This window comes from Thioalkalivibrio thiocyanoxidans ARh2, assembly GCF_000385215.1.
Classification (GTDB): Bacteria; Pseudomonadota; Gammaproteobacteria; order Ectothiorhodospirales; family Ectothiorhodospiraceae; genus Thioalkalivibrio; species Thioalkalivibrio thiocyanoxidans.
Window position 1 is genome coordinate 76,952 of record NZ_ARQK01000053.1, and the last position, 10,768, is coordinate 87,719.

The following is a 10,768-nucleotide window of genomic DNA, read 5'->3' on the forward strand; positions in this document are numbered from 1 at the left end:
CCGGTGCCCGCGCTAAGCGCGCGCGCAAGCAAGACACCCGGGACGCCCTGCGCAGGCCGAGCGTGTACCCGGACAATCCCAGGACGAGAGAGACCGATATGCGGGTTACCCTGTTCAGTGTCCAGCAGCATGATCGCGAATACCTGGAACCGGCGCTGGTGGCCGCCGGGATGGTGCCGGTGATGTACGCCGAGCGCCTGACCGCTGAGACGGTGCATCTGGCCCGGGGCGCGGACGCGGTCTGCGTGTTCACCAACGACGACCTGCACCGCCGCGTGATCGACGGGCTGGCGGACCAGGGGATTCATGTGGTCGCGCTGCGCTGTTCCGGGTACGACAACCTGGATGTGGCGCGGGCCCGCGAACGCGGCGTGCGCGTGGGGCGGGTTCCAGCCTACTCCCCGAACGCGATCGCGGAGCATGCCGTCGCCCTCTTGATGACCCTGAACCGCCGGGTGCACCGGGCCTGGGAGCGGACCCGGCGCGGCGATTTTCGCCTCGACCACCTGACGGGCTTCGATCTCGTCGGACGGACCGTGGGCATCGTCGGCACCGGACGGATCGGACAGGCCTTCGCCCGGATCATGCTCGGCTTCGGCTGTCGCGTGATTGCGCATGACCCGTACCCGAACGCGGAGCTGCAGGCCGCGGGGGTGGAGTATCTGGGCCTGGATACGCTGCTGGCCGAGTCCTCGGTGGTCAGCCTGAGCTGCCCGATGACGCCCGAGAACCGGCACATGATCAATGCCGATACCCTGGCGCGGATGCCGCGCGGGGCCTTTCTGATCAACACCGCGCGCGGGGCGCTGGTGGATACCAATGCCGCCGAGGTCGCGCTGGACTCGGGTCAGCTGGGGGGACTCGCGCTGGATGTCTACGAGGCCGAGGCGGGACTGTTCTTCCACGACTGGTCGCTGTCCGGCCTGCCGGACCGGCGCCTGGCGCGACTGATGCAGCGCGACGACGTGCTGGTCACCGGCCACCAGGCCTTCCTGACCCGCGAGGCCCTGGCCAACATCGCCGACACCACCGTCGCCAACCTGACCACCCTGCACCAGGACCCGGACGCGCAACCCGAGGGCCGCGTCGTCTGATTCGACTTCCCCGGGAAGTGCGAACCCCGAGGAAGTCGAGTTCCATGCCTTTCTAGAACAAGGCGCTCTCGGCCTCCTGATAGGCGATATTCGCGTTGCGTGGCGCCAGGTCGTCGAAGTCGGCCAGGTCCTGCCACGGCGAAGCATCGAAGGCTCCGATGGCCGATTGCATGTCGGTGCCCATGTCCGCCGCCTCAATCATGTGGTCCCACAGCGCGCGCAGGTAGTCGTGGGTCGGGTGGTCGAAGGTCGACAGTGCGCCCGGCTCCCCGTGGCCCGGGATGAATTTCGCATCCGCGTATTCATCCTGCAGGAGTTCGTAGGCCTCCAGCCAGCCCTCCATGCTGCCGTCGGGCAGGATGGCCAGCAGGCGCCCCCCATAGAGCACGTCCCCGGCAAATACAATGTTGTCGGGCTCGACCACCGCGATCAGACTGCCGTGGGTGTGGGCGCTACCCACATGGCGAACGTCCAGGGTGACACCGCCCAGATCCAGTTCCTCGCGATCCTCGACCATCACGTTCGGTGGTTCGGGGTGCTCGGTGGAGCCTTCCGGCCGATCCAGCGCGTTCTCGAGCTGCATGGCGAACATCGAGGCGTTGCCCTGCATGCGATCGACGGCCTCGGGCGCGGCCAGGATGTCGGCGCCGGCCTCGCGAAAGACGTCATTGCCCATGAAGCGGTGCGGCTGCGAGTTGGTGTTGATCACGTAGCGCACCGGCTTGTCGGTCGTCGCGCGGATATGCTCCAGCATCTCTTTGGCCATCTCCGGGGTATGGCCGGAATCGATCACGGCCACGGCGTCTTCGCCGACCACGTAACCCAGGTTCATGCGAAAGCCCTGGTTTTCGGTGTCCGGCCCGCCGTATGGCCCGACCCACGCATGGGCATGGTCCGAGACCGCGTCGGGTTCCGGCAGGATGGGCGCCTCCTTGGCCGCGAGCAGCGGGCTTAGAGCCAAAGCCGCAAGGGCCAGAACGAGCTGGGCCCTGTTTTGCGTGTTCTTCAGCATGTCACGAACTCCTAGAACAGAAGCTGATACCCCGCACCGAGGCCGGCACAGACAGCGATCAGCGGGATGATGCCGACCCGGAAGCGGGCCAGGGCGATGAAGGCGGCGATGCCCAGCAGGGCCGAGAACCATTCGAAGGCACCTTCGAATCCGTCCGGCCACAGCACGTGCCAGGTGAAGAACACCGCCAGGTTGGTGATGACGCCGACGACGGCGGCGGTGATGCCTGTCAGCGGCCCGGTAAAGTGCAGGTCCCCGCGGGTGCGCTCGACCAGCGGTGCGCCGACCAGGATAAACAGGAACGACGGCAGGAAGGTGAAGAAGGTCGCGACCAGTGCCCCCAGCAGGGCGGCCAGCACAATCTGGTCCGGCCCGAGAAAGGCCTGCGTCCAGCCGCCGATGAATCCGACGAACGTGACCACCATGATCAGCGGCCCGGGCGTGGACTCGCCCAGGGCCAGGCCGTCGATCATCTGCGTCGGGCTCAGCCAGCCATAGGTCTCGACCCCGCCCTGGTACACATAGGGCAGTACCGCATACGCCCCGCCAAAGGTGACCAGTGCGGTCTGGGTGAAGAACTGGCCCATGCGGGTCAGCGTGGCATCCCAGCCGAACACGGCTAGCAGGGCCCCGAACACGACGGCCCACAGGCCCAGGCCAACCACCAGAAAGCGCGTTACCCGTGCCCAGCGAAACTGCATCCAGGGCGCCGGTGGGGTATCGTCGTCCACCACCGCCGGGCCACGGGACTGGGCACTGCCGGTGCCGTGCGATTCGCCACTCTGGAAGCGCTCCGGCCAGACACGACTGCCCAGCCAGCCGAGAATGCCCGCCGTGATGATGATGTACGGAAACGGGATGTTGAGCGCGAATATCGCCAGAAAGGCCGCGATGGCCATCAGCCACAGCAGGCCGTTGTTGAGCACCCGCCCGCCGATGCGCCAGCCGGCATAGACGATGATCGCAACCACCGCCGGCTTGATGCCGTAGAACACGGCCTCCACCGCAGGGACGTCGCCAAAGACCAGATACGCCCAGGAAAGGCCGATCATCAGGAACAGTGACGGCAGGATGAACAGCAGCCCCGCCATCAGGCCGCCGAAGGTGCCGTGCAGCAGCCAGCCGAGATAGGTCGCCAGCTGCTGGGCCTCGGGCCCTGGCAGCACCATGGTGTAGTTCAGCGCATGCAGGAAGCGTTTCTCGGAGACCCAGCGACGCCGTTCCACCAGCTCGTCGTGCATCATGCCGATCTGCCCGGCGGCGCCACCGAAACTGATGAAGCCGAGTTTCAGCCAGTAGCGAAAGGCCTCGGCTCGAGTGGGCGGGTCGGGTCGTTGTGTTGTCGCCTGCTCGGGATCAGTCATCTGGAGGCCCCTCCGGATTGTTGTTCATAGGCCTGGCGGAGGTCGTGCAGCACCGGGGTCACGCGGGCCAGCAGGTCATCGTCGTCCGCGCATTGCTGTTTGGCCCCGGTCAGGATGCTCTCGAAGCCCGGCGCTTCGGGGATGGGGCGGCCGCCGACATCCAGGAAGTGCACCATCTCGGCCAGGCCGGCGAGGCCACTGTCGCGCTCCAGGCCGAAGGCAGCCAGCAGCACCTCGAAGGTGACGCGGTCGCCAACGTGGGTGAAGGCGGCCCCGTCGAAGTCGAAGCCCAGGGCCTCGCCCGGGCACTCCGCTGGCGTGTCGAGCCAGACAAAACGCGCCTGGGGGTCGATGAATTCGCGAATCAGCCAGGCACTGGCGACCCGGTCGACCCACATGGCCGCGCGCGTCGCCCACAACCGGCCCCGGTAGTCCGCCGGATCCAGGCGGGGGATGCCGGTTTCGGGTGCGGGTGAGGGTTCGTCCGGCGAGAGCATTGCCTGAGCCGCGGATTCGAGCCGGGCCAGCTGGGCTTCCAGGGGTCCGCGTCCGGGTCCCGGAAAGTAGTCGGTGCGGCGCAGTTGCTCCGCCTCGCGATGGATCTGGCGCAGGCGCTTGAGCAGCTCGGCCTCGCCGAGTCCGGGCAGCTGGCCCAGGAGGGTCTCGGCGCTGGTCTGCAGCGTGCGGTACTCGGCCTCGCGGTCGAACAGGCCGCGGTAATGCGCCTGTTCCTCGGCGCTGGCGGCTACCGGCAGGTGGTAGGCCTGGTTGCCCGCCGCGCGTGCGGATTCCGCCAGTTCCAGCAGGGCGTTGCGCAGATCGGAGCGGTTGGGCAGGAGGTAGACGCCGTCGCGCAGCGTGGCGGCGCCCAGGGCCTTCAGCGCGCGCCAGAGCCGGACCCGGGTCGAGTCCTGACCGCCCTGAAAGGCGAGAATGAGCAATTGCCAGTCGGTATCTGCAGAATCCATGTTACAGGTATATCATCAGTGTAATGCCCGTGACAAAGATCAGTCTGCGGGCACAAAAAAGGCCCGACACCTTGCGGGGCCGGGCCTATAGAAAGGCGCTACAAAGGCCTGGCGATCAGCCCTCGTTGTGGTAGCCGGTGATGCGCTCCACTTCGTTCTTCGCACCGAGCACCACCGGCACGCGCTGGTGGATGCCCTCGGGGCTGATGTCCATGATGCGCTCGCGGCCGGTGGTAGCGGCGCCGCCGGCCTGTTCGACAATGAAGCTCATCGGGTTGGCCTCGTACATCAGGCGCAGCTTGCCGGTCGTGCCCTTGGCCTTCATCTTCGTGTCCATCGGGTACATGAACACCCCGCCGCGGCACAGGATGCGGTGCACCTCGGCGACCATGGAGGCGACCCAGCGCATGTTGAAGTCCTTGCCGCGCGGGCCTTCCTTGCCGGCCAGGCACTCGTCGATGTAGCGCTTGATCGGCGCTTCCCAGAAGCGGCTGTTGGACATGTTGATCGCGAACTCCTGGGTGTCCTCCGGGATGTTCACGCTGTCCTTGGTCAGCAGGAATTCACCGAAGTCCTTGTCCAGCGTGAACATCTTCACGCCCTGGCCGGTGGCCATCACCATCATGGTGGACGGGCCGTACAGGCAGTAGCCGGCGGCGACCTGCTTGGTACCCGGCTGCAGGAAGTCCTCGGTCTTGGGATCGGTCACACCCTCGGGGGCCTTCAGGATCGAGAAGATCGTGCCGACGGAGACGTTCACATCGATGTTGGAGGAGCCGTCCAGCGGGTCGAACAGGACCAGGTAATGACCGCGCGGCGCACCGGCCGGCATCTCGCAGATCTCGTCCATCTCCTCGGAGGCCAGGCCGGCGGCGTGGCCGTTGTGGCTCAGGCTCTCGATGAACACCTCGTTGGTGATGATGTCGAGCTTCTTCTGCGTCTCGCCCTGCACGTTCTCGGAACCCGCGGAACCGAGCACGCCGACCAGATCGCCCTTGTCGACGAGGTTGGAGATCTTCTTGCATGCCACGGAGATGTCGTTCAGCAGACCGGTGAATTCTCCGGTCGCGCCCTGGATGCCGCGCTGGGTTTCGATGATGCAGTTGGTCAGAGTGGTACCGATATGCATGATGCAATCCTGATGCTGTTGTGAATCGGGCGACACGGCGCGAAATAGGGCACAGCAGCCCCGTCGCGGGGCGAACGGCCCCGGCGCGCCGGGTGTCAAAGGCGGCATAGTGTAGCAAAAGCACCCGGAGGGGCCGATCCACAGTACTGATCGTGGCGTGACCGGCCTGGCACTGTGTTTGCTCGGTATCCGGGAACCAACAGGAAATGGAGGATTCGCATGCCGCAGAACGCGCTGTACGCCCAGTCGGGCGGGGTCACCGCCGTCATCAACGCCAGCGCCTGGGGGGTGATCGAGGCGGTACGCGCCCACCCGGCCCACTTCGGCAAGATCTTTGCGGCGCGCGACGGCATCCTGGGTGTCCTGCGCGAAGAGATCATCGACCTCGACCACGAGGACCCACTGACCCTGGCGGCCCTGCGCCATACGCCAGGCGGGGCGTTCGGTTCCTGCCGCTTCGACCTGGGCGACCCGGACAAGGACCCGCAACAGTACGAGCGCCTGGTCGAGGTCTTCCGCGCCCATGACATTGGTACCTTCTTCTACAACGGCGGCGGCGGCTCCATGGATACCGCGCTGAAGATCGCGAAGATGGGCGATCGCATGGGCTTTCCGATCAAGGCGATCGGCGTGCCCAAGACCATCGACAACGACCTGGCCGTCACCGACTCCAGCCCGGGCTTCGGCTCTGCCGCCAAGTTCATTGCCACCGCAGTGCGCGAGGCCAGTCTGGATGTCGAGTCCATGCACACCAGTTCCACCAAGGTGTTCGTGCTGGAGGTGATGGGCCGCCATGCCGGCTGGCTGGCGGCTGCTGCGGCGCTGGCACAGGAGTTCGACGGCCAGCCACCAATGCTGATCCTGTTCGCCGAGGTCCCGTTCGACCAGGACGACTTCCTGGAGCATCTGAACCGCACCATCGAGCGTCACGGCTATTGCGTGGTGGTCGTCTCCGAGGGCATCAAGAATCCGGATGGCGACCTGTTCTCGGTCGCGCAAAGCCACGATGTCTATGCCTACACCCAGCTTGGAGGTGCCGCCCCGCGCCTGGCCGAGCTGATCCGCGAGAAGACCGGGCACAAGCTGCACTGGGCGGTGGTGGACTACATCCAGCGTGCCGCGCGCCATATCGCGTCGAAGGTGGACGTGGAGCAGGCCTATGCCTGTGGGCGCGCGGCGGTGGAGGGTGTAGTGGCCGGCGAGGACGCCTTCATGCCGATTATCCGGCGCGACTCCAACAAGCCCTATCGCTGGAGCATCGGGTTCACCCCGCTGGAGACCGTCGCCGATATCGAGCAGGGCATGCCGCGCAACTACATCACTCCCGATGGCTACGGCATCACCCAGGCCGCGCGCGATTATCTGCGCCCGCTGATCCAGGGCGAGGACGCGCCTCCATTCGAGCGCGGCCTCCCCTGCTATACGCGCATTCGTGGCGAGTTGCTGCCAAAACGCTGCCCCCCGTTCGAGGTCAAGACGGAGTAGGCACCGAGGTCATCTGCCCGAAGGGTTCGCGGGTATACAGCAGCCGCCCGGGCCTTTCTGCTGAATGGGCGGGCAGGGCACGGTTCCAAAAGAGCAGAACACGCAGCAATCCCCTGGAAGCGGGCGCAGCAAGACGCCGCAGCCCGTGCACTCGTAGAACCACTGGCAGGCGTCGGTGGGCATCGCTTCCGTCTTCTGATGCCCGCATTCGGGGCAGGTCAGGGTCGACTCCAGGACAACCTCATTCATCGCTCTTTCAGGCGCGCCATGGATGATGGACATTGCAGAGGGGCTCGATCGAGAAAAAACCCTTTGTCGCGCCCGGAAACGGCATATGTGGCGAACTCCGGGCGTCTAATGTGAGATGAAGGCCACGCAAGAGGGCCAGACGAAGTCCAGAGATTGTGGAGGAGATCATGACAAGCCAAATTCTGAACCGGACGCTGGCAGGCCTTGCGGCCGCCGCCTTGATGGGGGCCTTTGCCGCTCCCGCGACCGTATCGGCCCAGGGCGCGTACTGGCTGCCGGCCGAGGGCTCGCCGGAGGGCGTCAAGGTCGAATACCGTCTACGCGACCATGGCTGCGACAACGTGCGGGGCGAGTGGCGTGTCGTCAACGAGACCGATGACTACGTCGAGGTAACGGTCACCAAGACGGCGTACACCTGCCCGGGTGACCTGGATGACGATGTGCGCACCGATACCCGTCGCTTCGGCACCATTGCCCCGGGTGACATGCGCGAGCGCACGCGAGACAACAGCGTCTGTGGTGGCGCCTGGGCCCGCTCGGTCGAGGTGCTCGAGTACGAGATCGAAAAGGTCGATCCCCCAGAAGAGAGCTGATCGCTTTCGCGTGATGGAGTTGCGGTTCCCGGACCGGGGCTCCATAGCGTGACCGGGCGCGAAAAAATGAGCATACGGGGGCTTGGCGAGTTAGCGCCGTCGGCTACACTCAAGTGGTGAAACCCGGCGGATTGTCGGGCCTGTTCAATCGAAAAAGGAGTTCGACCATGTTCCACGCACCGCATCGTCGTTGGTTGTCCGCCCCTGCCGCTTTTCTGGTTGCGATGGCGCTGGTCTTGTTGCCCGCCACCCCAGCCTTTGCAGATGTTGGGATGGTGGATACGGGTTCCATGATCCAGCAGACCAGCGCGGAGGACACCCGTGCTCAATTGCTCAAGCAGCTGGATGACCAGGCCGTTCGCGAAAAGCTGGTCGAGATGGGGGTGGACCCCGATCGAGCCCAGGAGCGTGTGGCCCGTCTGACCCCGGACGAGCTGGCCCAGCTTGAGGCCCGCATGGAGACCGACCCGGCCGGTGCCGCCGGTGTAGTCGGGGTGGTCGCGATCGTGTTCATCGTGCTGGTGATCCTGGATGCGGTCGGCGTGACCGACATCTTTGCGTTCGTGGGCCCGGCGCGCGAACGCTAGATCGCTCGTGATACCTGTGTACTGGCGGCGAGCCCCCGGGCTCGCCGCGCTCGTTTGCGGCCTGTTCGCCGTGCTCTGGCTCAGTGGCTGCGCCACTGCGCCACAGAGTGCGCAGCTCTCCAGTGAGGCCCCTGAGGATCTGCCCGCCCGGGTCGAGCTGGAAGACACCCCGTTCTTCCCGCAGGAAGACTACCAGTGCGGCCCCGCGGCCCTGGCCACGGTACTGGGCGCACGCGGGATCGATGCCTCGCTGGAAGAGTTGATCGACGAGGTCTATATCCCGGCCCGCGAGGGCAGCCTGCAGGCGGAGATGCGCGCGGCGGCTCGTGCCCGCGACCTGGTGGCCTACCGTGTGGAGCCGCAACTGGAGGCGATCTTGCGCGAGGTGGCGCAGGGCAACCCGGTGGTGGTGTTCCAGAACCTCGGGGTCGCGATGTTCCCCGAGTGGCACTTTGCCGTGGTGATGGGCTACGACCTGGACGAGCGCGAGGTGTATCTGCGCAGCGGACCGATCGAGCGCCACGTGAACTCTTTTTCCCGCTTCGAGCGCACCTGGGCACGCGGCGATCGCTGGGCCTTCCTGGTGACCGAACCAGACCAGCTGCCGGCCACGGCCGAGCCCTTGCGCTGGCTGCGGGCAGTGAACGAGCTGGAGCAGGTGGGGCGCCCAACCCCGGCAGCGACAGGATACCGGGCCGCTATGGAACGCTGGCCGGAGCATCCGATCAGCTATGTCGGGCTGGCGAATGTGGCCTTTGCCCAGGGCGATCTGGACACGGCGGAGGATGCATTGCGCCAGCTGATCGAGCGTGACCCCCAGCGGCACGAGGGCTGGAACAACCTGGCCCATGTGCTGATTGCCCGCCAGTGCGGCGAGCAGGCCCGCGAGGCCGCCAGTTGCGCGAGCGAACTGGCGGGGCCCGGGAACTATGCACCCACCTTGGGGGCGGCGGCCGAGGCGCCAGACGACGGTGATCAGTGCCGCGCCCTGCCACCCTGTCCCTCAGCCCTGGAGGCGCGGGCCCCGTAGGTCACCGCGCCGCTCAGGGCGCGGCTGTATCAGCCCTTGCGTTTCTCCAGGGTCTGTTCCGCGTGCTTTAGTACCAGGCCGAGGTTCTGTTTTTCCACGTCGGTCACCTGCGGGTCTTCCTTGACGGCGTGGCGCAGATGGTCGATCAGCTGCGCGAGTTCCTCGCGCGAGATCTGATGGAAGTTGAACCCGCCCCCGTAGCGGGCTTCGAGCTGGTCCCAGTAGTCCGCCAGCGGCGGACGGTAGTCATCATCGGTCATTGGTAGCCCTTGGCGGTGGACGAGACGGGGCAGTGTAAAGCCTGCCCGAGCGTTTTCCGAACACGCCCGATGGAGGGGGTTTGGTGTGCCTCCATTCCTTGCGGTCTAATACGGGCTTGTTCCCTGCTGGCTGTTGGCATGCCCCACATCACCGCGATTTATCCCGGAACCTTCGATCCGATTACCCATGGGCACACCGATATCGTGCGTCGGGCCGCGCGCCTCTTCGATCGTGTGGTGATCGCGGTGGCCGCCAACCCGGACAAAGGGCCCGCCTTCCCCCTGGAGACCCGTGTCGCCCTGGCCGAGGAGGCGGTGAAGGGGATCGAGGGCGTCGAGGTCCGGGGCTTTGATGTGCTGCTGGCCCGGTTTGTCCATGCCCAGGGGGCGAATGTGATCCTGCGCGGGTTGCGCGCGGTCTCCGACTTCGAGCATGAATTCCAGCTGGCGGCAATGAACCGCCAGCTGGCCCCCGAGGTCGAAACGCTGTTCCTGACTCCGGCGGAGGAATACAGCTTCGTGTCCTCCAGTCTGGTACGGGAAATCGCCCGTTTGGGCGGCGACGTCTCAAAATTCGTAAGCCCCGGCGTGGCGCGCATCCTGGCCGAACAAAACGGCCTGGGACACTAGCCGGACCCCGCGACTGTATACGAGGACAACCCCATGGCCCTGATGATCACCGACGAATGCATCAACTGCGATGTCTGCGAGCCCGAGTGCCCGAACGAGGCGATCTATCCCGGCGACGAGATCTACGAGATCGACCCGGAGCGCTGTACCGAATGCGTCGGGCATTACGACGAGCCGCAGTGCCAGGATGTCTGCCCGGTCGACTGCATCCCGCTGGACCCCGATCACAAGGAGACGCGCGAACAGTTGCAGGCGAAATACGAGAAGCTGATGGGCGCGTAACCATGCTGGCGCGCCTGCTCCCCGCGGCCCTCGCCGCCACCTTGTGGGTGGCCGCGCCCGTTCAGGCCGCGGGGCCCGGCCAGGG

13 protein-coding genes are annotated in these 10,768 nt (G+C 66.0%); 7 read left to right on the forward strand and 6 right to left on the reverse strand.

What is annotated here, in order from left to right; all coding sequences use genetic code 11:
* Positions 1-98: 98 nt before the first annotated feature.
* A complete protein-coding gene (locus G372_RS0108575) occupies positions 99-1,094 on the forward strand; it encodes a 2-hydroxyacid dehydrogenase (RefSeq protein ID WP_019623811.1) in 996 nt (331 codons plus the stop codon).
* 52 nt (positions 1,095-1,146) lie between these two features.
* On the opposite strand, the gene G372_RS0108580 is transcribed toward G372_RS0108575, so the two are convergent.
* The 4 genes from G372_RS0108580 to G372_RS0108595 all read right to left on the reverse strand — a co-directional run bounded on the left by G372_RS0108580 (position 1,147) and on the right by G372_RS0108595 (position 5,567).
* Positions 1,147-2,106, reverse strand: a complete 960-nt coding sequence (locus G372_RS0108580) for an MBL fold metallo-hydrolase (RefSeq protein ID WP_019623812.1) — start codon at positions 2,104-2,106, stop codon at positions 1,147-1,149.
* Between the two features lie 11 nt (positions 2,107-2,117).
* The gene (chrA, locus tag G372_RS0108585; RefSeq protein ID WP_019623813.1) at positions 2,118-3,470 is read right to left on the reverse strand and encodes a chromate efflux transporter; all 1,353 of its coding nucleotides are present in this window, start codon (positions 3,468-3,470) and stop codon (positions 2,118-2,120) included.
* Positions 3,467-4,438 (reverse strand): chromate resistance protein ChrB domain-containing protein, encoded by a 972-nt coding sequence (locus tag G372_RS0108590; RefSeq protein WP_019623814.1) that lies wholly within the window; start codon positions 4,436-4,438, stop codon positions 3,467-3,469. Before G372_RS0108590 ends, chrA begins: the two co-directional genes overlap by 4 nt.
* A gap of 115 nt (positions 4,439-4,553) precedes the next feature.
* Positions 4,554-5,567: a class 1 fructose-bisphosphatase gene (locus G372_RS0108595; RefSeq protein WP_019623815.1), complete on the reverse strand. Its 1,014-nt coding sequence runs from the start codon at positions 5,565-5,567 to the stop codon at positions 4,554-4,556.
* A gap of 219 nt (positions 5,568-5,786) precedes the next feature.
* Here G372_RS0108595 and G372_RS0108600 point away from each other — a divergent pair, with 219 nt between their 5' ends.
* Positions 5,787-7,052 carry a 6-phosphofructokinase gene (locus tag G372_RS0108600; RefSeq protein ID WP_019623816.1) on the forward strand — a complete coding sequence of 422 codons (1,266 nt, stop codon included), beginning with the start codon at positions 5,787-5,789 and terminating at the stop codon, positions 7,050-7,052.
* Positions 7,053-7,061: 9 nt separating this feature from the next.
* On the opposite strand, the gene G372_RS13985 is transcribed toward G372_RS0108600, so the two are convergent.
* Positions 7,062-7,301, reverse strand: a complete 240-nt coding sequence (locus G372_RS13985; RefSeq protein ID WP_081618857.1) for a GDCCVxC domain-containing (seleno)protein — start codon at positions 7,299-7,301, stop codon at positions 7,062-7,064.
* Between the two features lie 155 nt (positions 7,302-7,456).
* Between G372_RS13985 and G372_RS0108605 the strand changes: the two genes are divergently transcribed.
* From G372_RS0108605 to G372_RS0108615, 3 genes are all read left to right on the forward strand, one after another.
* Positions 7,457-7,894, forward strand: a complete 438-nt coding sequence (locus G372_RS0108605; protein WP_018863219.1) for a hypothetical protein — start codon at positions 7,457-7,459, stop codon at positions 7,892-7,894.
* A gap of 167 nt (positions 7,895-8,061) precedes the next feature.
* Positions 8,062-8,481 carry a PA2779 family protein gene (locus G372_RS0108610; RefSeq protein WP_018863220.1) on the forward strand — a complete coding sequence of 140 codons (420 nt, stop codon included), beginning with the start codon at positions 8,062-8,064 and terminating at the stop codon, positions 8,479-8,481.
* 7 nt (positions 8,482-8,488) lie between these two features.
* Positions 8,489-9,511: a PA2778 family cysteine peptidase gene (locus tag G372_RS0108615; RefSeq protein ID WP_026340333.1), complete on the forward strand. Its 1,023-nt coding sequence runs from the start codon at positions 8,489-8,491 to the stop codon at positions 9,509-9,511.
* A gap of 29 nt (positions 9,512-9,540) precedes the next feature.
* On the opposite strand, the gene G372_RS0108620 is transcribed toward G372_RS0108615, so the two are convergent.
* A complete protein-coding gene (locus G372_RS0108620; protein WP_018863222.1) occupies positions 9,541-9,771 on the reverse strand; it encodes a hypothetical protein in 231 nt (76 codons plus the stop codon).
* 138 nt (positions 9,772-9,909) lie between these two features.
* On the opposite strand from G372_RS0108620, the gene coaD reads away from it, so the two are divergent.
* Together coaD and G372_RS0108630 are read left to right on the forward strand one after the other, a co-directional pair.
* Positions 9,910-10,401, forward strand: a complete 492-nt coding sequence (coaD, locus tag G372_RS0108625; protein WP_018863223.1) for a pantetheine-phosphate adenylyltransferase — start codon at positions 9,910-9,912, stop codon at positions 10,399-10,401.
* A gap of 33 nt (positions 10,402-10,434) precedes the next feature.
* Positions 10,435-10,683 (forward strand): YfhL family 4Fe-4S dicluster ferredoxin, encoded by a 249-nt coding sequence (locus G372_RS0108630; RefSeq protein ID WP_018863224.1) that lies wholly within the window; start codon positions 10,435-10,437, stop codon positions 10,681-10,683.
* The last annotated feature ends 85 nt before the right edge of the window (positions 10,684-10,768 follow it).